Annotated in this window: 26 protein-coding genes; 20 read left to right on the plus strand and 6 right to left on the minus strand. The window is 62.8% G+C overall.

Going from position 1 to position 23,525, the window contains the following annotated elements; translation table 11 throughout:
- Positions 1-28: 28 nt before the first annotated feature.
- The 16 genes from cbiE to TRP66_RS13725 all read left to right on the plus strand — a co-directional run bounded on the left by cbiE (position 29) and on the right by TRP66_RS13725 (position 15,669).
- Positions 29-1,231 carry a precorrin-6y C5,15-methyltransferase (decarboxylating) subunit CbiE gene (cbiE, locus tag TRP66_RS13650; protein ID WP_333403094.1) on the plus strand — a complete coding sequence of 401 codons (1,203 nt, stop codon included), beginning with the start codon at positions 29-31 and terminating at the stop codon, positions 1,229-1,231.
- The gene (locus tag TRP66_RS13655) at positions 1,231-2,325 is read left to right on the plus strand and encodes a cobalt-precorrin-5B (C(1))-methyltransferase (RefSeq protein ID WP_333403096.1); all 1,095 of its coding nucleotides are present in this window, start codon (positions 1,231-1,233) and stop codon (positions 2,323-2,325) included. Before cbiE ends, TRP66_RS13655 begins: the two co-directional genes overlap by 1 nt.
- 10 nt (positions 2,326-2,335) lie before the next feature.
- On the plus strand, positions 2,336-3,067 hold the full coding sequence (locus tag TRP66_RS13660; RefSeq protein ID WP_333403098.1) for a cobalt-precorrin-6A reductase: 732 nt from the start codon (positions 2,336-2,338) through the stop codon (positions 3,065-3,067).
- 156 nt (positions 3,068-3,223) lie between these two features.
- Positions 3,224-3,688: a copper chaperone PCu(A)C gene (locus TRP66_RS13665; RefSeq protein WP_333403100.1), complete on the plus strand. Its 465-nt coding sequence runs from the start codon at positions 3,224-3,226 to the stop codon at positions 3,686-3,688.
- Positions 3,689-4,089: 401 nt separating this feature from the next.
- Positions 4,090-5,355 (plus strand): urea ABC transporter substrate-binding protein, encoded by a 1,266-nt coding sequence (gene urtA, locus TRP66_RS13670; protein WP_333403102.1) that lies wholly within the window; start codon positions 4,090-4,092, stop codon positions 5,353-5,355.
- A gap of 154 nt (positions 5,356-5,509) precedes the next feature.
- Entirely contained in the window at positions 5,510-7,081 is a 1,572-nt protein-coding gene (gene urtB / locus TRP66_RS13675) for an urea ABC transporter permease subunit UrtB (protein WP_333403104.1), read from the plus strand.
- Positions 7,081-8,160 (plus strand): urea ABC transporter permease subunit UrtC, encoded by a 1,080-nt coding sequence (gene urtC / locus TRP66_RS13680; RefSeq protein ID WP_333403106.1) that lies wholly within the window; start codon positions 7,081-7,083, stop codon positions 8,158-8,160. The genes urtB and urtC overlap by 1 nt, the downstream gene beginning before the upstream one ends.
- Entirely contained in the window at positions 8,157-9,017 is an 861-nt protein-coding gene (urtD, locus tag TRP66_RS13685; protein WP_333403108.1) for an urea ABC transporter ATP-binding protein UrtD, read from the plus strand. Before urtC ends, urtD begins: the two co-directional genes overlap by 4 nt.
- Positions 9,018-9,154: 137 nt before the next feature.
- Positions 9,155-9,853, plus strand: coding sequence for an urea ABC transporter ATP-binding subunit UrtE (gene urtE, locus TRP66_RS13690; RefSeq protein WP_333403110.1), 699 nt, complete (start codon positions 9,155-9,157; stop codon positions 9,851-9,853).
- Positions 9,854-9,901: 48 nt separating this feature from the next.
- Positions 9,902-10,747 carry an urease accessory protein UreD gene (locus TRP66_RS13695; RefSeq protein WP_333403112.1) on the plus strand — a complete coding sequence of 282 codons (846 nt, stop codon included), beginning with the start codon at positions 9,902-9,904 and terminating at the stop codon, positions 10,745-10,747.
- A 106-nt stretch (positions 10,748-10,853) separates the two neighbouring features.
- Positions 10,854-11,156, plus strand: a complete 303-nt coding sequence (locus TRP66_RS13700; RefSeq protein WP_333403114.1) for an urease subunit gamma — start codon at positions 10,854-10,856, stop codon at positions 11,154-11,156.
- A gap of 9 nt (positions 11,157-11,165) precedes the next feature.
- Positions 11,166-11,708 (plus strand): GNAT family N-acetyltransferase, encoded by a 543-nt coding sequence (locus TRP66_RS13705; RefSeq protein WP_333403117.1) that lies wholly within the window; start codon positions 11,166-11,168, stop codon positions 11,706-11,708.
- 9 nt (positions 11,709-11,717) lie between these two features.
- A complete protein-coding gene (locus TRP66_RS13710) occupies positions 11,718-12,251 on the plus strand; it encodes a GNAT family N-acetyltransferase (protein WP_333403119.1) in 534 nt (177 codons plus the stop codon).
- Positions 12,248-12,553 carry an urease subunit beta gene (locus TRP66_RS13715; protein WP_333403121.1) on the plus strand — a complete coding sequence of 102 codons (306 nt, stop codon included), beginning with the start codon at positions 12,248-12,250 and terminating at the stop codon, positions 12,551-12,553. Before TRP66_RS13710 ends, TRP66_RS13715 begins: the two co-directional genes overlap by 4 nt.
- Before the next feature lie 145 nt (positions 12,554-12,698).
- Positions 12,699-14,399 carry an urease subunit alpha gene (gene ureC, locus TRP66_RS13720; RefSeq protein ID WP_333403123.1) on the plus strand — a complete coding sequence of 567 codons (1,701 nt, stop codon included), beginning with the start codon at positions 12,699-12,701 and terminating at the stop codon, positions 14,397-14,399.
- A 139-nt stretch (positions 14,400-14,538) separates the two neighbouring features.
- Positions 14,539-15,669 carry a sensor histidine kinase gene (locus TRP66_RS13725; RefSeq protein WP_333403125.1) on the plus strand — a complete coding sequence of 377 codons (1,131 nt, stop codon included), beginning with the start codon at positions 14,539-14,541 and terminating at the stop codon, positions 15,667-15,669.
- A 101-nt stretch (positions 15,670-15,770) separates the two neighbouring features.
- On the opposite strand, the gene cbpA is transcribed toward TRP66_RS13725, so the two are convergent.
- The gene (gene cbpA / locus TRP66_RS13730) at positions 15,771-16,706 is read right to left on the minus strand and encodes a curved DNA-binding protein (RefSeq protein ID WP_333403127.1); all 936 of its coding nucleotides are present in this window, start codon (positions 16,704-16,706) and stop codon (positions 15,771-15,773) included.
- 263 nt (positions 16,707-16,969) lie between these two features.
- Between cbpA and TRP66_RS13735 the strand changes: the two genes are divergently transcribed.
- Entirely contained in the window at positions 16,970-18,241 is a 1,272-nt protein-coding gene (locus TRP66_RS13735) for an Hsp70 family protein (protein ID WP_333403129.1), read from the plus strand.
- Between the two features lie 115 nt (positions 18,242-18,356).
- Here the strand turns inward: TRP66_RS13735 and TRP66_RS13740 are convergent, their stop codons facing one another.
- Complete coding sequence (locus tag TRP66_RS13740) at positions 18,357-19,367, minus strand: AI-2E family transporter (RefSeq protein WP_333403130.1); 1,011 nt, start codon at positions 19,365-19,367, stop codon at positions 18,357-18,359.
- 190 nt (positions 19,368-19,557) lie between these two features.
- Positions 19,558-19,845 carry a PsiF family protein gene (locus TRP66_RS13745; protein WP_333403132.1) on the minus strand — a complete coding sequence of 96 codons (288 nt, stop codon included), beginning with the start codon at positions 19,843-19,845 and terminating at the stop codon, positions 19,558-19,560.
- Positions 19,846-19,983: 138 nt separating this feature from the next.
- Between TRP66_RS13745 and TRP66_RS13750 the strand changes: the two genes are divergently transcribed.
- Positions 19,984-20,865: a DMT family transporter gene (locus TRP66_RS13750; protein WP_333403831.1), complete on the plus strand. Its 882-nt coding sequence runs from the start codon at positions 19,984-19,986 to the stop codon at positions 20,863-20,865.
- Here the strand turns inward: TRP66_RS13750 and TRP66_RS13755 are convergent.
- The gene (locus TRP66_RS13755; protein WP_333403134.1) at positions 20,862-21,107 is read right to left on the minus strand and encodes a hypothetical protein; all 246 of its coding nucleotides are present in this window, start codon (positions 21,105-21,107) and stop codon (positions 20,862-20,864) included. The genes TRP66_RS13750 and TRP66_RS13755 overlap by 4 nt on opposite strands.
- A 58-nt stretch (positions 21,108-21,165) precedes the next feature.
- Positions 21,166-22,056: an esterase/lipase family protein gene (locus TRP66_RS13760; RefSeq protein WP_333403137.1), complete on the minus strand. Its 891-nt coding sequence runs from the start codon at positions 22,054-22,056 to the stop codon at positions 21,166-21,168.
- Between the two features lie 195 nt (positions 22,057-22,251).
- Between TRP66_RS13760 and osmE the strand changes: the two genes are divergently transcribed.
- A complete protein-coding gene (gene osmE / locus TRP66_RS13765) occupies positions 22,252-22,590 on the plus strand; it encodes an osmotically-inducible lipoprotein OsmE (protein WP_333403139.1) in 339 nt (112 codons plus the stop codon).
- A gap of 58 nt (positions 22,591-22,648) precedes the next feature.
- Here osmE and TRP66_RS23605 read toward each other — a convergent pair whose 3' ends face one another.
- The gene (locus TRP66_RS23605; RefSeq protein ID WP_442965207.1) at positions 22,649-22,735 is read right to left on the minus strand and encodes a hypothetical protein; all 87 of its coding nucleotides are present in this window, start codon (positions 22,733-22,735) and stop codon (positions 22,649-22,651) included.
- Between the two features lie 207 nt (positions 22,736-22,942).
- Here TRP66_RS23605 and TRP66_RS13770 point away from each other — a divergent pair, with 207 nt between their 5' ends.
- Complete coding sequence (locus tag TRP66_RS13770) at positions 22,943-23,476, plus strand: ferritin-like domain-containing protein (protein ID WP_442965205.1); 534 nt, start codon at positions 22,943-22,945, stop codon at positions 23,474-23,476.
- The last annotated feature ends 49 nt before the right edge of the window (positions 23,477-23,525 follow it).

The following is a 23,525-nucleotide window of genomic DNA, read 5'->3' on the forward strand; positions in this document are numbered from 1 at the left end:
TGTCGGAAGTTCGAATCGAGGTAGGTGCATGACGCCGTGGCTGACAGTCGTGGGAATCGGGGAAGACGGCTACAAAGGGCTGGGCAGGAATGCCCGGCATGCCTTGCTGCGTGCCGTTCAGGTGTTCGGCGGCCCACGGCAATTGGCGTTGTTGCCAGCCTGCATCCGCGCTGAACGCCGGGCCTGGCCGAGTCCTTTTTCGCTGAGTCCCGTGCTTGAACAACGCGGTGCCGAGGTCTGTGTGCTCGCCAGCGGCGATCCGATGCTGTTCGGCGTCGGCGCCAGTCTGGCCCGCTCGGTGCCCGGCGAGGAAATGCACGTCATTCCGGCGCCCTCCTCCTGCTCGCTTGCGGCGGCGCGCCTGGGCTGGGCCTTGCAGGACCTGTCCATCGTATCGATCGTGGCCCGGCCGCTGGCCGCGCTCAACGCGCATCTGCACCATGGCGTACGGTTGCTGGTGCTGAGTAATGACGGTAGCAGCCCCGCCGCCATCGCGGGCCTGTTGCGGGAACGCGGTTATGGGCCAAGCGGCATGACCGTTTTCGAGCACCTGGGCGGGGACGCCGAGCGGCGGCTGGCTGGGTTGGCCAGCGACTGGGACCAAGGTGAAACGGCTGCGCTGAATCTGGTGGCCATCGACTGCCGGGCCGATGCCAACACGCCGCGTCTGACGACGCTCGCCGGCCTGCCGGACGACGCTTTCAAACATGACGGCCAGCTCACCAAGCGCGATGTGAGAGCCATGACCCTTGCCCGCCTGGCACCGACGCCCGGCGCGCTGCTGTGGGATGTCGGTGCCGGTTGCGGCTCCATTGGCATCGAATGGATGCGCGCCCATCCGACCTGCCGGACGCTGGCCATCGAAGCAGACGAGGGGCGTCAGCAACTGATCGAATTCAACCGCGATGCCCTCGGCGTGCCAGGCCTGCAATTGATACGTGGCGCGGCACCCGAAGCTTTGCATGGGCTGGAGCGCCCAGACGCCATCTTCATCGGCGGCGGAGTCACCCGGCCAGGCATTCTGGAAACCTGCTGGGAGCAGCTGCGCTCCGGCGGACGTCTGGTCGCCAACGCAGTCACCCTGCAAAGCGAGGCCGCGCTGATGAACTGGCGCGAGCGTCACGCCGGCGAGTTGACCCGCATCCAGATCGCCCACGCCAAACCGCTGGGCGACTTCGACACCTGGCGTCAGGCCTTGCCGATCACCTTGCTCGATGTGGTCAAGCCCTGATGCGCGAGGAAACCGCCGAACAGCCCGCGCCGCTGCGCAGCGGACTCACGACCGGCAGTTGCGCGACCGCAACCAGTCTGGCCGCGGCGCGTCTGTTGCTGGGCGCAGCGCACTGCGACGCCGTACAGATCACCTTGCCCAAAGGCAAACAGGTGCAGATGCGCCTGGAGTTCTGCCGGCTGGTGGACGGTTTCGCCGAGGCCGGAACGATCAAGGACGCCGGCGACGATCCGGACGTGACCCACGGTGCGCTGGTGTTCGCGCAGGTCAGTCTCGTCCCGGCGCCCGGCGTGCGGTTCGTCGCCGGTCCCGGCGTCGGCACGGTGACCCGCCCCGGCCTGGTGCTGGGGGTCGGCGAGCCGGCCATCAACCCGGTGCCACGGCGCATGATGGGTGAACATTTGCAGGCACTGGCGGCCGAGCGCGGGTATGCCGGCGGTTTCGAAGTGACCATCGGCGTCGAAGGCGGCGAGGCGCTGGCCCTCAAGACCATGAATCCGCGCCTGGGCATTCTGGGCGGGCTGTCGATCCTGGGCACCAGCGGCATCGTCCGGCCGTTTTCCTGCGCCGCTTACATCGCTTCGATTCACCAGGGGATCGACGTCGCCACGACCAATGGCTACCTGCATATCGCGGCCTGCACCGGCAATGCCAGCGAAGACACCATGCGCCGGGTCTACGGAATCCCGGACATTGCCCTGATCGAGATGGGCGACTTCGTCGGCGCGGTGCTCAAGCACCTGCGTAAAGTGCCTGTGGACAAACTCAGCCTGTGCGGCGGTTTTGGCAAGATCAGCAAACTGGCCGCCGGGCATATGGACCTGCACAGTCGCCACTCCAGCATCGACTTGCCGCAGCTGGCGCGCTGGGCGGCGGAGGTCGGTGCCGACGCTGCGCTGCAACAGCAGATTCGCGAAGCGAACACCAGTCAGCAGGCGCTGGCCTTGAGCGCGGCGGCGGGCATCCCGCTGGGTGATGCTGTCTGCCAACATGCGCTGGCGTTCGCGCGCAGCGTGGTTCCGGCTCAAGTCCAGGTTGAAGTGTTCGCCATTGACCGCCAGGGCGGCATTGTCGGGCAGGCGGGCGTCGAGTGAGGAACGCGCGATGAAACGAATTCTGCTGCTGGGCGGCGTGACCGAAGCGCTGGCCATCGCCCGGACGCTGGGGCCCGAACATATCTACAGTCTGGCGGGTGTCGGCCGCGTGCCGACGGACCTGACCTGCCAGGTGCAGGTCGGCGGCTACGGGGGCGCCGAAGGCCTGGCCCGCTTCATCCATGAGCGGGAAGTCGATCTGCTGCTCGACGCGACGCATCCCTACGCTGCGCGAATCAGCCACAATGCCGCACTGGCCGCCCGCGCGACCGGGATCGAATGCTGGGCGCTGCGCCGTCCGGCCTGGCAGCCCGGCCCCGGTGACGACTGGCGCGAGGTCGCCGACTGGCAGGACCTGAACACCGCCATGGCGCCGTTCCAGCGCCCTCTGTTCACCCTGGGCCGCGAGCCCTTGCAGCATCTGCACGAGATATTCGAACACCAGTTCTGGACCCTGCGCGCGCTGGACGCCTGCCCCGGCAACGAGCGCTGCGAGGTAATCGCCGCACGCGGCCCTTTCCGGCTGGAAGACGAGCGCGCTTTGTTCGAGCGACGCAGGATCGATGTATTGATCAGCAAGAACAGCGGCAGCAGCGCCACGGAGCCTAAACTGGAGGTGGCGCGGGAACGAGGCATCCCGGTCTTGATCCTCAAGCGGCCGCCTTTGCCGGAAGTGGATCGGGTGTTCTGGAGTGCGGAAAAGGTGCTGGGGGCTCTGGCGCACGCTTGTCACAAGCGGTGATCAACCCTGCGCCGTCGCGAGCAAGCTCCCTCCCACAGGGTATGCGTCGCCTGTGGGAGGGAGCTTGCTCGCGACGACGCCCGGTCAGCCGACACACATCCGCCGGTGTACCCTCTTTTCCCAGACAGCCGCTACGAACAGCCCGGAGAACATTGCATGCTCAAGAACGCCCTCATGCTGACAGCACTGCTCCTGCCAGCCTGCTTTGCCCAGGCGCAGGATTACACGGCGGGAAAGATGGTGATCCACGATCCCTGGTCAATGGCACTGCCGCCAAACGCACCAGCCGTCGCCGCGTATTTCACGATCCAGAACGAAGGCGACACCCCGGATCGGTTATTGAGCGTAGAGACGCCGGTCGCCGGGCAGGCGCAGCTCCATGAACACGTCCACGCCGATGGTTTGATGAAGATGCAGCAAGTGCAGAGCGTGGCGGTCGCGCCGCAGGCCAGCGTGAAGTTCGCGCCCATGACCTGGCACGTCATGCTGCTCGACCTGAAAGACCGCTCGAAGCTGGTCGTCGGCCAGCAATTTCCGCTGACGCTGCATTTCGAGAAAGCAGGCGATATCGAGGTTCAGGTGCAAGTTCGTAGCGAGCCTTCCGGGCATCATCAGCACTGACTCGAGGGTGGCACTCGGCAGTTTTCACGAAAACTGAAGTCATTTGCGCGATAAAAATTTTTCCGGCTTTGCCAAAACCTCGGCAGCAGCTTAAATTGCTCGTCGCGGAGCCCGAAATCGCCGGGCGGTTTTGTGATGAATTCCTCACCCGACCAATTCGGGCTCCGTTTGATTCAGATGTGGAAGCCGCCTTCGGGCGGCTTTTACGTTGCTCGCACCAATTTCGATCACCGTAGCGCACCACGGCCCGCAATGGGCTCCCATTCGGTGCAGCGCTTCAATTCCCGCCCCCTGACTATTGCGATGCGGGTTCGTTTGACGGGCTAGGCACAGCCTTTGCTTGGCAGCTTCTTATCCGCGTTCTGTCCGACCATAAAAACCCAACGAATGGAGTCAGCCCAATGAAGCGTCGCAGCCTGATCAAAGCTTTCACCCTGTCCGCATCCATCGCCGCGATGGGCATGACCTGGACTGCCCAGGCAGCCGAAACCATCAAGGTCGGCATCCTGCATTCGTTGTCCGGCACCATGGCGATATCCGAGACGTCGCTCAAGGACATGGCGCTGATGACTATCGAGGAGATCAACGCCAAAGGCGGCGTCAACGGCAAGATGCTGGAGCCTGTCGTGGTCGACCCGGCTTCCAACTGGCCGCTGTTCGCGGAAAAGGGCCGTCAGTTGCTGACCCAGGACAAAGTGGCCGTGATGTTCGGCTGCTGGACTTCGGTGTCGCGCAAGTCGGTGCTGCCAGTGGTCGAGGAGCTCAACGGTCTGTTGTTCTACCCGGTCCAGTACGAAGGCGAGGAAATGTCGCCGAACGTGTTCTACACCGGCGCGGCGCCTAACCAGCAGGCCATCCCCGCCGTCGAGTATGTGATGAGCGAGGACGGCGGCGCGGCCAAGCGCTTCTTCCTGCTGGGCACCGACTACGTGTACCCGCGTACCACCAACAAGATCCTGCGCGCCTTCCTGCACTCCAAGGGTGTGAAGGACAGCGATATCGAAGAGGTCTACACCCCGTTCGGCCACGCCGACTATCAAACCATCGTCGCCAACATCAAGAAGTTCTCGGCGGGCGGCAAGACCGCTGTCATTTCCACGGTCAACGGCGACTCCAACGTTCCGTTCTACAAGGAGCTGGCCAACCAGGGCCTGGAAGCGACCGATGTGCCGGTCGTGGCCTTCTCGGTCGGCGAGGAAGAACTGCGCGGCATCGACACCAAACCACTGGTAGGGCACCTGGCTGCGTGGAACTACTTCCAGTCGGTGGAGAACCCGGCCAACAAGAAGTTCGTGGCGGACTGGCAAGCCTACGCCAAGAAGAAAAACCTGCCTGGCGCGGACAAGGCCGTGACCAACGACCCGATGGAAGCCACCTACGTGGGTATCCACATGTGGGCGCAGGCGGTCGAGAAAGCCAAGTCCACCGATGTCGACAAGGTCCGCGCCGCCATGGCCGGCCAGACCTTCGCCGCGCCGTCGGGCTTCACGCTCACCATGGACAAGACCAATCACCACCTGCACAAGCCGGTCATGATCGGCGAGGTCGAGGAAAACGGTCAGTTCAACGTGGTCTGGCAGACCAAGGAGCCGATCCGCGCCCAGCCGTGGAGCCCGTACATTCCGGGCAACGACAAAAAGCCTGAGACGCCGGTCAAGAGTAACTAAGGGCGCAGGAGTACTTCTGTAGGGGCCACCGGGGCGGCGTTCCGCCTTGCTGGCGATGCGATGCGTCAGACACACCGCGCCGCTTGCATCGCCAGCAAGCTGGCTCCTACAACGGTCGTGCGATACACCGGATTGATAAACCAGGCCTCACGCCATGCTTAACATTTTCTACCGTTTCCTCTTGATGCTGGTCGTGTCGCTGCCCTTCGCAGCGCATGCCGGCGATGCCGGGGATTTTGTCGCGGCCGGTTCCTCGCAACAGGCCGAGATGCTCGAAACCTGGGCAGCCAATCCTTTACCTCAACGCATCGAACTGCTTGAAGCTCTAAGTGACGGCAGGGTTGCCGTCGACAGCGCAAAGCACGCGTTCATCGAAGTGAACGGCAGCTTCGTTGCGGTCGATCAGCAGGTGACCGCTGCCGATGAACCGCGCAAGCTGCGCATGAACAACCGCCTGCGGGGGCTCACCGAGACCGCGCTGGCCAGCCATCAATTGCTGGGTGCCGACGCCGGTCTGCGTCTGAACGCCGCAAGACAATTGCAGAAAAGCGCTCGTCCCGCGCAACTGGGATTGCTCGAACAACGTGTGGCCGCGGAAAACGATCAGGCCGTCAAGGACGCCCTGACCTTGGCGCTCGCCAACCTTCAACTGGTCGACAGCAGTCCGACGGTGCGACTCGCGGCGGTTCGCCTTTTGGGCGAGACCGGCGACCCGCTGGCCCGCACACGTCTCGAATCACTGCTGGCGCCGGGCGTGGAAACCAATGACTCGGTGCGCGTCGCCGCTGAGACCAGTTTGGCGCAGGTCAATCGCAAACTGCTGATCGGCGAAGTGCTGGGCCAGGCGTTCAGCGGCATGTCGCTGGGCTCTATCCTGCTGCTGGCCGCGCTGGGGCTGGCGATTACCTTCGGCCTGTTGGGCGTCATCAACATGGCCCACGGCGAAATGCTGATGCTCGGAGCCTATTCCACCTACATGGTGCAGCTGATGTTCCAGCGCTATGCGCCGGGCGCGCTTGAGCTGTATCCGCTGGTCGCGCTGCCGGTGGCGTTCTTCGTCACGGCGCTGATCGGCATGGCGCTGGAGCGCACCATCATTCGCCATCTGTACGGTCGTCCGCTGGAAACCCTGCTCGCCACCTGGGGCATCAGCCTGATGCTGATCCAGACGGTACGCCTGGCCTTTGGCGCGCAGAACGTCGAAGTCGCCAACCCGCAGTGGCTGTCCGGCGGCATTCAGATGCTGCCCAACCTGGTACTGCCCTGGAACCGCATCGTGATCATCGCCTTCGCGTTGTTCGTGGTCGTGCTGACCTGGCTGTTGCTGAACAAGACGCGCCTGGGCCTGAACGTGCGCGCCGTGACCCAGAACCGCAACATGGCGGCGTGCTGCGGCGTGCCGACGGGTCGCATCGACATGATGGCTTTCGGTCTGGGTTCCGGCATCGCCGGGCTGGGCGGCGTCGCTTTGAGCCAGATCGGCAACGTCGGGCCGGATCTGGGCCAGAGCTACATCATCGACTCGTTCCTGGTCGTGGTGCTGGGCGGCGTGGGCCAGCTGGCCGGGAGCGTCATGGCGGCATTTGGTCTGGGCATCGCCAACAAGATCCTCGAACCACAGATCGGCGCGGTATTGGGCAAGATCCTGATCCTGGCGCTGATCATTCTGTTTATCCAGAAACGTCCGCAAGGTCTTTTCGCGCTGAAAGGACGGGTGATCGACTGATGAATCAGCCACTGATGGTGACCGCCGCACAAAAGGTCGGACCCAAGGGCACGCTGGCCGTGGGCATAGCGGTGCTGGCCGTGCTGCTGGCCATGCCGCTGCTTTCACTGCTGCCTGCCGACAACGCCTTCCAGGTGTCGGCCTATACGTTGACTCTGGTCGGCAAGATCCTCTGCTACGCCATCGTGGCGCTGGCGCTGGACTTGGTCTGGGGCTACGCCGGGCTGCTGTCGCTCGGCCACGGTCTGTTCTTCGCCCTGGGCGGCTACGCGATGGGCATGTACCTGATGCGCGAAGCCGCGGGCGACGGACTACCGGCGTTCATGACGTTTCTGTCCTGGACCGAGCTGCCGTGGTACTGGGCCGGCACCGACAATTTCCTCTGGGCCATGTGTCTGGTGATTGTTGCCCCGGGCCTGCTGGCGCTGGTGTTCGGATTCTTCGCCTTCCGCTCGCGGATCAAGGGCGTGTACTTCTCGATCATGACCCAGGCCCTGACCTTCGCCGGGATGCTGCTGTTCTTCCGCAACGAAACCGGTTTCGGCGGCAACAACGGCTTCACCAATTTCCGCAGCATCCTGGGTTTCAGCATCAGTTCGCAGGGGACGCGCGCCGTGCTGTTTCTGGCGACGGTCGTGCTGCTGGTCGCCAGCCTGTATGCGGGCTGGCGTCTGGCGCAGAGCAAGTTCGGCCGGGTGCTGACTGCCTTGCGCGACGCGGAAAACCGGCTGATGTTCTGCGGCTACGATCCGCGCGGCTTCAAGCTGTTCGTCTGGGTCCTGAGCGCCGTGCTTTGTGGTCTGGCCGGCGCCTTGTACGTACCGCAGGTTGGCATCATCAACCCCAGCGAGATGTCGCCGACCAACTCCATCGAAGCGGCCGTCTGGGTCGCCCTGGGTGGACGCGGAACCCTGATCGGTCCGCTGCTGGGCGCGGGTCTGGTCAACGGCATGAAGAGCTGGTTCACCGTGGCCTTCCCGGAATACTGGCTGTTTTTCCTGGGGGCGCTGTTCATCATCGTCACCCTGTATCTGCCCAAGGGCGTCATCGGCCTGTTGAAAAAACGGAGCGAGCAATGAAAGGCATGCCCTCCCCCTCCCTGATGCTGGAGCCCATCCTGGACCCCAACTCCGATGCCGGCACCAGCCGCGATGCCGTGGGTCTTGGGAAAAGCGCCGGCAAGGGGCTCAACACCCGCCACGGCACCATCCTGACCCTGGAAGACATCAGCGTCAGTTTCGACGGCTTCAAGGCGCTCAATGATCTGAACCTGTACATCGGCGTCGGCGAGCTGCGCTGCATCATCGGACCCAACGGCGCGGGCAAGACCACGCTGATGGATGTGATCACCGGCAAGACCCGGCCCAGCCATGGCAACGCCTGGTTCGGCGAGACGCTGGATCTCACGCACATGAGCGAAGTGCAGATCGCCCAGGCCGGCATCGGACGCAAGTTCCAGAAACCGACGGTGTTCGAGGCGCTGAGCGTGTTCGAGAACCTGGAGTTGGCGCAGAAAACCGACAAGTCGGTGTGGGCCAGTCTGCGTGCGCGGCTGAGCGGCGAACAGCTTGACCGCATCGATCAGGTGCTGGAAACCATCCGCCTGACGAGCTCCAGCCATCGACCGGCCGGTCTGCTGTCCCACGGCCAGAAGCAGTTCCTGGAGATCGGCATGCTGCTGGTCCAGGACCCGCAACTGCTGCTGCTCGACGAGCCGGTCGCCGGCATGACCGACGCCGAAACCGAGTTCACCGCCGAGCTGTTCAAGAGCCTGGCGGGCAAGCATTCGCTGATGGTCGTCGAGCACGACATGGGCTTCGTCGGCTCCATTGCCGACCACGTCACCGTCCTGCACCAAGGCAGCGTCCTCGCCGAAGGTTCGCTGGCGGATGTGCAGGCGGATGAGCGGGTGATCGAGGTTTATCTCGGACGTTGAGGCTTTTCGCCGCCTCTCTCGCATATGAACAATTGTGGGAGGGAGCTTGCTCGCGACCGGTGTAACAGTCACGTCAATCATCACTGACCCACCGCAGTCGCGAGCAAGCTCCTTCCCACTGGAAGGAAATCCGACCGATGCTCCAAGTAGAAAAGCTTCACCAGTATTACGGCGGCAGCCACATCCTGCGTGGGCTGTCCTTCGATGTGAAAGTAGGCGAAGTCACCTGTCTGCTGGGCCGCAACGGGGTGGGCAAGACCACGCTGCTGCGCGTTCTGATGGGCCTGCTGCCCGCGAAGGAAGGCTCGGTGCAATGGGAAGGCAAGACCATCACCGGTTTCAAGCCGCACCAGCGAGTACATGCCGGTATTGCCTACGTACCGCAGGGTCGGGAAATCTTCGGCCGCCTGACCGTCGAGGAAAATCTGTTGATGGGCCTGTCGCGCTTCCCCGGTTCCGAAGCGAAGGAAGTCCCGGCGTTCATCTATGAGCTGTTCCCGGTGCTGTTGCAGATGAAGCATCGGCGCGGCGGCGATCTGTCCGGCGGTCAGCAACAGCAACTGGCAATCGGTCGTGCCCTGGCGAGTCGCCCGCGTTTGCTGATTCTCGACGAGCCCACCGAAGGTATCCAGCCTTCGGTGATCAAGGAGATCGGCGCGGTGATCAAGAAGCTGGCCGAGCGCGGCGACATGGCGATCCTGCTGGTGGAGCAGTTCTATGACTTCGCCGCCGAACTGGCCGATCAGTATCTGGTGATGTCCCGCGGCGAGATTGTCCAGCAGGGACGCGGCGAGAACATGGAAGCAGAAGGCGTGCGCGGGCTGGTAACCATCTGATGCGACATTCGGTTATCGTGCCGTCCCCCGCCCTTGAATGAGCAAGCCATGAATCTGCCTGCCAACTCCGCCCTGTTCACGCCCAGCTGGCACGCCGAGCTTGCCTTGGGCTATGGGCGTTTCGGTGACAGCACCCGGCCGGTTCAGCGTCGGCACAAAGGTCCGTTGCGGGTGCAGAAGCATCTGTATGCCGAGGGACCCGAGGTGTGTCAGCACATCATCGTTCATCCCCCCGGCGGAATCGCCGGCGGCGACCGGCTCGACATCTCCGCCGATGTCGGCCGCAACGCCTGGGCACAACTCACCAGCCCCGGTGCGGCCAAGTGGTATCGTGCGGCGAGCCCCGCCTTCCAGACTCTGGACCTGCGCGTCGAGCCCGGCGCTACGCTGGAGTGGCTGCCTCAGGAAACCATCGTCTTCAGCAACGCCCAGGCCGAACTGACCACCCGCATCGATCTGCGGGGCGATGCCCGGTTGTGCTATTGGGACGTGGTGGCGCTGGGTCGCCCGGCCAGCGCCGAGCGTTTCGATCGCGGGCATTTTCAGTCGCATCTGGATATCAGACGCGACGGCCAGTTGCTCTGGCATGAGCGCCAGCGCATTGTGGGCGGCGACGGTCTGCTGGACTCGGCCATCGGCCTCGACGGCAGGACAGTCTTCGCCACGCTGCTGATGACCGGAGAGGCCAATGCAGACCTGCTCGACAGCTGCCGCTCGCTGGCGCTGCCCCATCCTGTACGTGGCGACCTGACCCAATTGCCGGGGTTGATCGTGGCCCGCTGCCTGGCCGATGAGGCGTTGCATGCCCGAGCGTGGCTGATCGAGATCTGGAAACGACTGCGCCCGGCCCTGCTGGGACGCGAGGCGGTGACGCCGAGGATCTGGAATACATGAAGGTGGCGTTCGACGACTCGTCAGGAGCGGCCCTTCGCGGCTGAAACCGCTCTCCTACAGATCTGTCACGCCCGTGGCTAAATGAATTCGAAACGACGGAACCCCAATGGACCTGACTCCCCGCGAAAAAGACAAACTGCTGATCTTCACCGCCGGCATGGTTGCCGAGCGCCGACTGGCGCGCGGACTGAAGCTGAACTATCCAGAAGCGATGGCCTACATCTCCGCAGCCTTGCTCGAAGGCGCGCGTGACGGCCAGACCGTCGCCGACCTGATGCACTACGGCACCACCCTGCTGACTCGCGAGCAGGTCATGGAAGGGATCCCCGAAATGATTCCGGAAATTCAGGTAGAAGCCACCTTCCCGGACGGCACCAAACTGGTCACCGTGCATCAGCCGATTGCCTGAGGAAACCGCATGACTGAAGTGATCCGCGATGCGTTGCCGGCCGATCTGCCCGGCGTGCTCGCCATCTATAACGACGCGGTGCTCAACACCACCGCGATCTGGAACGAAATGCCGGTCGACCTGGCGAACCGTCAGGCCTGGTATGAAGCCCGACAGGCCCAGGCCTACCCCATTCTGGTGGCGGTGGACGACGCTGGCGAAGTACTGGGTTATTCATCGTTCGGTGACTGGCGCCCCTTCGAAGGTTTTCGCCACACCGTCGAGCATTCGGTCTACGTGCGCGCCGACCAGCGCGGCAAGGGCCTCGGGCCACGACTCATGGCCGCGCTGATCGAGCGCGCCCGCGCGTGCGACAAGCACATGATGGTGGCGGCCATCGAAAGCGGTAACGCCGCCTCCATCACCCTGCACGAGCGTCTGGGTTTCAGCATCACCGGTCAGATGCCCCAGGTCGGTACCAAGTTCGGTCGCTGGCTGGACCTGACTTTCATGCAGCTTGACCTGTCGCCCGGCGCACGAGCGCCAGCATCGCAAGCTCCTCAACCCCTCTAGGACGCTCTCATGAATCCTGCACAGCTACGACGCGTGACCTCGGAAAGCTTCGCCCACTATCGGGACGGCCTGGCAACGCTGCTGATCGAGACGGTGCAGAACGGCGCGTCCGTAGGATTCATGGCCGACATCGACACGGCCCAGGCCTGGCGCTGGTGCGACGCACTCAAGCCCGACGTGGCCGACGGCAGCCTGCTGCTCTGGGTCATCGTCGAAGACGAGCGTGTTATCGCCTCGGTGCAGCTCGCCCTGTGCCAGAAGCCCAACGGGCTCAACCGCGCCGAAGTGCAGAAGCTGATGGTCCTTACCCGCGCACGCGGTCGGGGGCTGGGCACACAGCTGATGGCGGCCGTCGAGCAGGCGGCGATCAAGCACAAGCGCGGATTGCTGTACCTCGACACCGAGGCCGACTCACCGGCCGAAGCCTTCTACCGGGCGCTGGATTACACCCGTGTCGGCGAACTGCCGGACTACTGCGCAACGCCGGACGGTCGCTATCGGCCGACCGCCATTTACTTCAAAACCTTGGGGCAACCGACATGATCCCTGGCGAATACCAGATCCGACCCGGCGATATCGAACTCAATGCCGGCCGGCGCACCCTCAGCCTGACGGTGGCCAACAGTGGCGACCGGCCCATTCAGGTGGGCTCGCACTTTCACTTCTTCGAAACCAACGACGCGCTGACCTTCGACCGCGCCGCCAGCCGCGGCATGCGCCTGAACATCCCGGCCGGCACCGCGGTGCGCTTCGAGCCGGGACAGTCGCGAGAAGTGGAGCTCGTGGACCTGGCCGGACTGCGCAAGGTGTACGGCTTTGCCGGACGCGTCATGGGGCGGCTTTAAGCGGCAAGCGGCAAGCGGCAAGCGGCAAGCTTCAAGCAAGAGACCTGACGGTGTTCGCGGTCCGCTTTTACTTGCAGCTTACAGCTTGCCGCTTGCAGCTCTTACCCCCAACCCAATTCACCCCCTCCAACTCTGGGACCCCGAAATGAAGATAAGCCGTCAAGCCTACGCCGACATGTTCGGCCCTACCGTCGGCGACAAGGTGCGCCTGGCCGATACCGAATTGTGGATCGAGGTCGAGAAGGACTTCACCACTTATGGTGAAGAGGTCAAGTTCGGCGGCGGCAAGGTCATCCGTGACGGCATGGGCCAGGGCCAGCTGCTGGCTGCCGAGGTGGTCGACACCTTGATCACCAACGCGCTGATCATCGATCACTGGGGGATCGTCAAGGCCGACGTCGGCCTCAAGGACGGTCGCATCGCCGCCATCGGCAAGGCCGGCAACCCGGATATCCAGCCGGACGTGACCATCGCCATCGGCGCATCCACGGAGATCATCGCCGGCGAGGGCATGATCCTGACCGCAGGCGGCGTCGACACGCATATCCACTTCATCTGCCCGCAGCAGATCGAAGAAGCCTTGATGAGCGGCGTGACCACCATGATCGGCGGCGGCACCGGCCCGGCGACCGGCACCAACGCGACGACCGTGACGCCGGGGCCGTGGCACATGGCGCGCATGCTCCAGGCCGCCGATTCGTTTCCGATGAACATCGGCTTTACCGGCAAGGGCAACGCCAGCCTGCCCGGTCCGCTGATCGAGCAGGTCAAGGCGGGTGCGATCGGCCTCAAGCTGCATGAAGACTGGGGCACCACACCGGCGGCCATCGACAACTGCCTGAGCGTCGCGGACGAGTACGACGTGCAGGTCGCGATTCATACCGACACCCTGAACGAGTCCGGCTTCGTCGAGACCACGCTCGCGGCGTTCAAGAACCGCACCATTCACACCTATCACACCGAAGGCGCCGGTGGCGGCCATGCGCCGGACATCATCAAGGCCTGCGGCTCGCCCAACGTGCTGCCCAGCTCGACCAACCCGACCCGGCCGTTCACCCGCAACACCATCGACGAGCATCTGGACATGCTGATGGTCTGTCATCACCTGGACCCCAGCATCGCCGAGGACGTGGCCTTCGCCGAAAGCCGCATTCGTCGCGAAACCATCGCAGCTGAAGATATCCTCCATGACCTGGGCGCGTTCTCGATGCTCAGCTCCGACAGCCAGGCCATGGGCCGGGTCGGCGAAGTGATCCTGCGCACCTGGCAGACCGCCGACAAGATGAAACGCCAGCGCGGCCCGCTGCCCGAAGATGCGCCAGGCAACGACAACTTCCGCGCCAAGCGCTACATCGCCAAGTACACCATCAACCCGGCGATCACTCACGGGATCAGTCATGAAGTGGGCTCGGTCGAGGTCGGCAAATGGGCTGACCTGGTGCTGTGGCGCCCGGCCTTCTTCGGGGTCAAGCCCAGCCTGATCCTCAAGGGTGGTGCCATCGCCGCCAGCCTGATGGGCGATGCCAACGCCTCGATCCCCACGCCGCAGCCGGTGCACTATCGCCCGATGTTCGCCAGCTACGGCAGTTCGTTGCATGCCACCAGCCTCACGTTCATCAGCCAGGCGGCGTTCGAGGCGGGTGTGCCGCAGTCGTTGGGCCTGCGCAAACAGATCGGCGTGGTGAAGGGCTGCCGTAGCGTGCAGAAGAAAGACCTGATCCATAACGATTACCTGCCGGACATCGACGTGGACCCGCAGACTTACCAGGTCAAGGCCGACGGCGTATTGCTGTGGTGCGAGCCCGCCGATGTGCTGCCCATGGCGCAGCGCTACTTCCTGTTCTGACGGCTGATCGTCCCGTCTGCCCTGGGGCGGGACGAAGGCTCAAGCGTCGTACTGACGAGCCGATAAACATTGCTGTTGGGCGCTTGCGGCAAAGAGTAATATGCGCCTCCCGAATCTGCCCTCTGCCAGGTAAGCGGCCATGCGCCTTCCCCAATTCATCGTTCACCACGTGGATCGTATCGTCGACGAGTGGGAGGACTTCGCCAGGAGTCTGAAGCCTGCCGCCGACACCATGACACCGGTTGAACTGCGGGACCATGCCAAATCCATACTGCTGGCGGCAGCGCGGGACATGTCGCGCGACCAGACGGCGAGCGAGCAGATGGCCAAGGCTCGCGGCGAACTCGACAGCGGCTCGCCCAGCCTGGATCAGGCCGCGGCCAGCCACGGCGAACTGCGCCATGAGGTAGGCTTCGATCTGGTGCAGATGACGTCCGAGTTCCGCCACTTGCGCGCCAGCGTGATCAGGCTGTGGGTCGAAAGTCTGGCTACGCCCCGGCTGGACGATTTCCAGGATGTGGTGCGCTTCAACGAAGCCATCGATGAAGCGCTGGCTGAATCCACCGCGGCCTATGCCGACCGCGTTTCTCGCTCACGGGACATGTTTCTGGCGATTCTGGGTCACGACCTGCGCGCGCCTTTGCAGGCAATTGGCATGTCTGCCGAATTGCTCTCCCGCAAAACGGAGATGGATGACAAGGCCAGATACTACGTTACCCAGATCAGAAGCAGCGCCCGCCATATGGGCACCATGGTCGCGGACCTGCTGGAATTCGTGAAAAGCCGTCTGGGCGCAGGTCTGCCGGTGGATCGCAAGCGCATGAACCTGGCCGAGGCCTGCCGTGATGCGATCGACGAGGCTTGCGCGGGCGTGCCTGACTCCTCGCCCGTTTTTGAAGTCGACGGCGACACTCACGGATCATGGGACGCCGCCCGCATCGGGCAGCTGTTGCAGAATCTGATCGGCAATGCCCTGCAACACGGCGCGGCCGATCACCAGATCAGGGTGCGGGTAGCGGGCGACGAAAGCGTGGTGCGGCTTGACGTTCACAACAATGGCTTGCCGATTGCCGAAGACGCCATCGCCACCATCTTCGACCCGCTGGTGCGCAGCGTCAGCGAGAACGTCGACGCCCGCAGCCCGTCCACCAGCCTGGGCCTGGGGTTGTTCATCGTCAAGGAAGTGGTCAACGCTCATGGCGGGAGCATTACCGTTACCTCGACCGTGGGTGACGGTACGACATTCAGCGTGGTGTTGCCGCGGGTCTGACAGACCGCATAACGGCTGTCGCGAGCAAGCTCCCTCCCACGGTTAACGCATTCGCCCGTGGGAGGGAGCTTGCTCGCGACAGGGCCGGCGCTAACGCCGCGTTACTTCCACTGCGCCCGGGGATCGAACGCGGCTTTGTCCGCCAGCTTTTGCCACAGCGCTCTGGTCGCGTCATCGGTGTGCTTCGGCATGACGATCTTCAGCTGCGCATAAAGATCGCCGCGTTCGCCGCTCTTGGTCATCAGGCCATTGCCCTTGACCCGCAAACGCTGACCATTCTGACTGTCCGGGCGGATGGTCAGGTTGATCTTGCCGGTCAGGGTCGGCACCGCGACCTTGGTGCCCAGCGCGGCTTCCCAGGGCGCCAACGGGACCTGGATCACCAGATCGTGACCTTCCACTTCGAACAGGGGATGAGGCGCCAGGCGGATGGTCAGGTACAGATCGCCCTTCTCGCCGCCCGCTATGCCCGGCGCGCCCTGGCCTTTGAGCCGGATACGCTCGCCGTCCGCCACGCCTGCCGGAATCTTCACGTTCAGAGTCTTGGTGATATCCGCCATGCGCTGCCCGCCGGCGCTGTGCTGCGGCACGCGGAAGCTGACTTGCTTGGACTCGCCGGACAGGGTTTCCTCAAGGAAAATCGCCAGTTCCATGTCCACATCCTGTCCCTTGCGCCCAGGGTTACGGGTGCGACCGCCCTGCTGTTGCTGCCGTCCACCGAAGATCGAGCTGAAGAACTCGGAGAAGTCGGTAGTCTCGTCGAAACCACCGCCACCCGAGCGGCTGTGCCAGCCGGGCGGCGGCTGGAAGCGTCCCTGGCGGCCGTACTTGCGCAGATCATCATACTCGGCGCGCTTTTCAGGGCTGCTGAGCACTTCATAGGCTTCTGAGGCTTCCTTGAACTTATCCTCGGCGCCCGCTTCCTTGCTGACGTCCGGATGATACTTGCGGGCCAGCTTGCGGTAGGCGGTCTTGATCGCCTTTTCATCCGCCGTCGGCTCGACGTCGAGTATCTTGTAATAGTCTTTGAAATCCATCTAGCGCTCACCCATTCCCGATTGTCCCGCCTGTGCATGCCCCGGCCCACGGCTGATAGGAGGGCCTATCCGGGCCGGAGTTGCAGAGTGTATCGGGAAATGACGGCAATCACTGAAGCGCAGCGGCCGATCGTTCATTTCTCGGACACCTCTTCGATGGGCGTATACCGCCGACCATCCCTGTAATCGGCCAGCGGCCCTACGCAATTGCGTCGCGCTGACATAAACTGCGCGGCCGTTTTTTCAGTGGAACGTAAAACGACATGAACGACCAATCCCCGGCCCGTGCCTGCGGCATCGATTTCGGCACGTCCAACTCCACCGTCGGCTGGCATCGCCCCGGCGTGGAATCGCTGATTGCGCTGGAGGACGACAAGATCACTCTGCCTTCCGTGGTGTTCTTCAACCTGGAAGAGCGTCGTCCGGTGTTCGGTCGTCTGGCATTGCACGAATACCTGGAGGGCTACGAAGGCAGGTTGATGCGCTCGCTCAAGAGCCTGCTGGGTTCCAAGCTGATCAAGCACGACACCAGCGTGCTGGGCACCGCGATGCCGTTCAAGGATCTGCTGGGTCTGTTCATCGGTGAGCTCAAGAAACGCGCCGAGCACACTGCGGGCCGGGAATTCGAGCAGGTCGTGCTGGGCCGTCCGGTGCATTTCGTGGACGAGGACGCCCAGGCCGATCAGGAAGCCGAAGACACGCTGGCTGAAGTCGCCCGCAAGGTCGGCTTCAAGGACGTGTCATTCCAGTTCGAACCGATTGCCGCTGCATTCGATTACGAGTCCGGCATCGAGAGTGAAGAACTGGTGCTGATCGTGGATATCGGCGGGGGGACCTCGGACTTCTCGCTGGTTCGTCTGTCCCCGGAGCGACGCGTCCGCGATGATCGCCAGGACGATATCCTCGCCACCGGCGGCGTGCACATCGGCGGTACCGACTTCGACAAGCAACTGAGTCTGCAAGGTGTCATGCCCTTGTTCGGCTACGGCAGCCGCATGAAAAGCGGCGCCTTCATGCCCACCAGCCATCACATGAACCTGGCGACCTGGCACACCATCAACTCGGTGTACTCGCAGAAGTCCCAGCTGGCGCTGGGCAGCATGCGTTATGACATCGAGGACACCGGTGGCATCGACCGGCTGTTCAGGCTGATCGAACAGCGCGCCGGACACTGGCTGGCGATGGAAGTCGAGGAAACCAAGATTCAGCTCACTCACGAGCAGAGCCGGCACGTGGCGATGGACCGGATCGAGAGCGGTCTGAGCGTCGACCTGAGCCGTGCCTTGTTCGAAGCGGCCATCGAGGCGCAGCTTGAGCGCGTGCGCGACAGCGTGACCCGCTTGCTGGCCGACGCCGGCGTCGGCCTGGATCAGGTCAACACCGTGTTCTTCACCGGCGGTTCGAGCGGCATTCCGGCATTGCGCAACAGCGTCTCGGCCATGCTGCCCAACGCCCGCCACGTCGAAGGCAATATCTTCGGCAGCATCGGCAGCGGGCTGGCGATCGAAGCGAAGAAGCGGTACGGCTCGATGTAACACAGATCCCCGTAGGAGCCAGCTTGCTGGCGATCCAGCGATCTGGCGGCGCGCCGGATCGCCAGCAAGGCGGAACGCCGCCCCGGTGGCTCCTACGGTAGGGGGGTTGTGTCTGCTAGACCAACCCCTCTTTCTGCAACTCGCTCTTCAGATACGCGTAATAGATCGGCCCGGCCACCACCCCCGGCAGGCCGAACGCGGCTTCGAACAGCAGCATTGCCAGCAACAGCTCCCAGGATTTCGCGTTGATCTGGCCGCCGACGATCCGGGCGTTCAGGAAATACTCGACCTTGTGAATGACGATCAAGTACGTCAGGGCGGCCAGCGCGACCCAGATCGAAATCGACATACCGACGATGAAGATCAGCGTGTTGGACATCAGGTTGCCCACCACCGGCAGCAGGCCGAGCAGGAAGGTCATGATGATCAGGGTCTTGGTCAACGGCAGGTGAATCCCGCACAGTGGCAGGACGATCGCCAGGAACACCGAAGTGAACGCAGTGTTGAGCAGCGAGATCTTGATCTGCGCGAAGACAATGTTGCGGAACGCCCGGCTCAGCAGATACAGGCGGTCGAACAGCGCCGCCGCCAGCGGTTTGCGGGTGTGCTTTTCGGAGATCCGCTGCAAGGCGATGATCGCACCGAGCACCATGCCGATGAGCATGGTCACGAACATGTGCGCGGCGCCCTTGCCGATCATCTGCAGCTCGCCGACGTGCTTTTGCAGCCACTGGCCCAGCGACACCTGGAATTCCGCGGCGCTGGCCGGCAGGTAAGCGTCGATGAACGGTGGCAACTGACCGCGCGCGCGATCGATCAGGGTCATGAACTTGTCCAGCGAAGCGCCGGGGTTCTCGGCTTCATGCAGAACAAAGCTGAAGGCGCCGGCGAATATCAGGCTCAGAATGCTGACCACGATGGTGCCCAGCAACGCCACCGCCAGCCAGCGCGCGCGCTCGCCGGAGATCAGTCGTTGCAGTTTGGGGGTGAGCATGTTGACCAGTTCGAAGACCAGCAGCCCCGCCAACAGACTGGGCAGGAGCTTGAACGGCAGCACCAGCAGCAAACCGCCAAAAATGAGAATCCAGCTGGCGATTAACACCTGACGCGGGGAAAACGTTGGCATAGATCCTCAACGGGCGACACAAAGAAGACGGCAGTCTGCCAGCCTTCAGGGCCGAGGACCAGTGATCTGCAAGGCGTTCGGAAGCGGCACGCTGCGGGAAACGCGTGCCGGGCGAAAGGAAAGAATCGACAAGCGCCGTATTCACGGCACCGGAAGCCGACTCGGGCATTGCCACGCCCGCATCGTGAAATTATTTCTTCTTGAGACAATCGCTCATGAAGCTCTTGCGTGCGTCGCCCTTGAGCGCCTGGGCGCTGGCGGTCGCATTGCAGGTCTTCATCTTGTCCTGCTGCGTGGCAGCCGGTGGAGGCGCCGCCTTGAGACAGCCGCTCATGTAAGTCTTGCGCTCGTCACCCTTGAGGCCTTTGGCCGATGCGTCGGCATTGCAGGTGGTCATCTTGTTCTGCTGCTCTGTAGCGGCGAACACCGGATTGACCAACAGCAGACCAAGCACTACCGCACTCGCAAATATCTTCATGGATCGCTCCTTGTGGAACAGCACGCTGTTCAAGTGTAGCCGCGCTTGTTGCAGGATATGTCCAGTTTCACGACCGCCGGGCTGGCATTCAGCGTCAGCACCCGGATAATCGCTCCCCCCTTGCGCACCGGTTTTCCCATGCAATACGCCTTCCCTCTGCTGACCATCCTGATATGGGCCGTGAACACCGTCATCACCAAGGCCGCGGCCGACGTGATCTTTCCCTCTGAAATCGGCTTCTATCGCTGGGTCCTGGCCGGCCTGCTGTTCACGCCCTTCATGCTCGGCCCGGTCTGGGCCAACCGCGCGCTCATTCGGCCGATGCTGGGCAAGATCGTGATTCTGGGCGTACTGGGCATGGCCCTGTACCAGAGCCTGGCCTACTTCGCCGCCGGCATGACGACCGCCACCAACATGGGGATCATTCAGTCACTGGTGCCGGTCATGGCGCTGGGGCTGTCGATCGCGACGCTCGGCAATCGGCTCACGTTCGGTGCCTTGTTGGGTGCGCTGATTTCGTTCGGGGGTGTAGTGGTGGTGGTTTCGGCGGGCAACCTGGAGGGGTTGATCGAGCAAGGCGTCAATCGGGGCGACGCGATGGTGCTGGTTGCAGCGGCCGCCTATGCGGTCTACAGCACGCTGCTGAAGAAATGGCAGTTGCGCTTGCCGCCTTTGCAGTTGTTGTACATGCAGATTCTGGTCGCCATCGTGGTGCTGCTGCCGCTGTTCGTGTTGTCGCCAAAAGCGGGATTGAACGCCAGCAACGTGCCGCTGGTGTTATATGCTGCGATCCCAACCTCTATGCTTGCACCCTGGCTGTGGATGACCTCGATCATACGCCTGGGGCCGAGCCGCACGACGTTGTTCTTCAATCTGATGCCAATCGCCACGGCGCTCATCGCGGCCGTGGCTCTTGGGGAACGTCTGGCGCTGTATCACCTGTACGGCGGCGCTTTGACGCTCCTCGGCGTCATCCTGGCGGAACGCTGGACGACACCGCTGTCGCGCAAGGCCGGCTAGGCTGGAGGCCCGGCTTCCTCTCCCTCCGGAGCAGTGATCGATACTCCATGAATCGACACATCGGTGATGCCGGCGATCAGCTCGCCGGTCGCCGGGTCGGGGTCGTCGTCCAGCTCGACATGATGCTTTTGCGCAAGCTCATGCACGATCTCGATGATCGGCACATCCAGATTCTCGATAACGTCCACGTGGTGCTCACCCGCAAGGGTGTACTCGATTTCATACAGTTCTTTATCGCTCATCGCATCACTTCCTGGCCGATACGCTGATCGGCTGATTACGAACCAAGGCCCAAAAGAGCTAGAGACCGGCAGCCTTGAGGCGCGCGGCGTGTTCCATGAACAGGCGCACGGGATCTGCGCCTTTGCCCACCAGCCCTAGGGTCTGGTTGACGATGTCGAAATGGTCGAGCGGAAAGTCATCCCCGATGACGGTGCCCAGGTGTGAACTGAATCGTCCGACCATGCCATCAGATTGACCCCGCTCGTTTATGAACGTGCGAGCGAATATTCGACAAGTTACGTTTGTCCCGTCGATCAGGTTGCGCCCACGATTGGTAATGCCCGGTTTCAGGATGCCGGACCAGGAGTAATAGCGGACGCCGTTGACCAGTTCCGCGCCCTGCCCACCCCATGTTTCCGGGAGTCCTTGAGGGTATTGGCGGTTGAACAGCGCAACGCCGGCCGAGGTCAGCGACTGATGGGAGGCGGAAACATCCGTCGGCAGTTTCGGCCCGCGATAACCGGTTTCAAACACACTGATCAGCCAGGCCAGCAGCCCGATGATCGCGTTCACCACGCGTCCGCCCGGCGTGCCGACCGGAAAGGTGCGCTCCAGGTAATCCGCCAGCTCCGAACCAGAGTTCGGCCCGGCGACGGAGGTGACCGACGCCACCAGGTCGGGTCGCCGCGCCGCTACGTAGCGCGCGGTGAGAGCGCCCTGGCTGTGGCCGATCAGATTGACCTTGGCGACGCCGGTGTCACGAATGGTCCGTTCGATCACCTTCAACAGCTGTTCGCCCCGGATTTCGGTGGAGTTGACGCCTGATACCATCACTGGCAGCACCGTCGCCCCGCCCCGTTCGAGCGCCTTTACGATGCCGAACCAGTAGGGATAAACCACAAACCGTACGAAACCCAGCAGACCGGGTACGAGCACCAACGGGTAACGCGTCGCTTGTTCTTCTGCCATCGGAGACCTCCATGTGCTGGACGCCGCGGCCCTGGCGGCGTTTTTTCAACCATAGCGGTGTTTGCCGAGAGGCAAGAGGAATAAGACCGGCTGAAGGTGGTGCCTCATCGCCATCAATTTATCGAACTCTCGCGCAGCCTGGCTGCTCCAAGCGGTAACGAGCCAAGATCGGCTCTCTGACGCGGAGCGAGAACGATGTACAAGAAAATCCTGGCAGCAAGCTGCGTATTGATGACCATGGCCGGTTGCGGCAGCACGACTGTGCAGAATCCGGTGGACTACGTGACCTATCGTGATGAGCCGCTGGTCAAGCGTGTCGAGGAAGGCATGACCCAGCAACAGGTGCTGACCATCGGCGGCGAACCCTCCTCACGCGTACAGCGCAAGGTTCATCCGGGCACCTGCAACAATTACGTAATGACCAAGGACGGCCACCAGCAGGTTTACCACGTCAGCTTCAACAGCGACGGCCGCGTGACCAACAAGGGCTTCATGACTTGCGAACAGCGCGAAGAGAACGAGCGCGCCAAGTAAGGGTTCCAGCGTCCACAAAAAACCCGGTGTCAGGCACCGGGTTTTTTATGGCTCTGAATCAGAACACCAGCTTGAACAGCGCGATGACCACGATTAGACCGATCAGAAAAATGATGCCAACGGTGCTTCCCAAGAACTTGAGCATTTTTTCTCTCCAGGTTTTTTAAGTCTCACGTTTGGGACCGCATGCCGCCGCGCTCGTTTCTTAATTTTTTTACAAACCTGCAAAAAGCAATAGCTGAAGCATTCAGTAAAACTTTCTTCTGCTCCGAGGACTCCCATCTGCTGATGATCCCGCCACGCGGCACACAGAGCGGGACACACCTTCCCTGATGAGTCTGGAGACACACCCATGATTTCTGCACCTCAACTGAGCGATGTGAACAGTTTGCGCCAGCGTGCGCGTCAGAACGTCGAGAACGGCGCGGTGACCGAAGGCTACAGCGCGGACCGGGAAACTGTCCTGCGCCTGCTGAACGAAGCACTGGCGACCGAGCTGGTCTGCACCCTGCGCTACAAGCGCCACTACTACATGGCGACCGGCCTGAAGGCCAGTGTGGCCGCTTCCGAGTTTCTAGAGCATGCGCAACAGGAAGCCGAGCACGCCGACAAGCTGGCCGAGCGAATCGTGCAACTGGGCGGCGAGCCGGAATTCAACCCCGACACCCTGTCGCGCAATTCCCATGCGCAATATGTCGCGGGCACGACGCTTAAGGAAATGGTCTACGAAGACCTGGTGGCCGAGCGGATCGCCATCGACAGCTATCGCGAGATCATTCAGTACGTTGGCGAAAGCGATCCGACGACGCGGCGCATCTTCGAAGAGATTCTTGCGCAGGAAGAAGAACATGCCGATGACATGGCTGACATCCTGAACGATCTGTAACGCGGTTATCGCCAGCAAGCTGGCTCCTACAGGAGCCCGGCTTGCTGGC

It is taken from the genome of Pseudomonas sp. JDS28PS106, assembly GCF_036706555.1.
In the GTDB taxonomy this organism is placed as follows: Bacteria; Pseudomonadota; Gammaproteobacteria; order Pseudomonadales; family Pseudomonadaceae; genus Aquipseudomonas.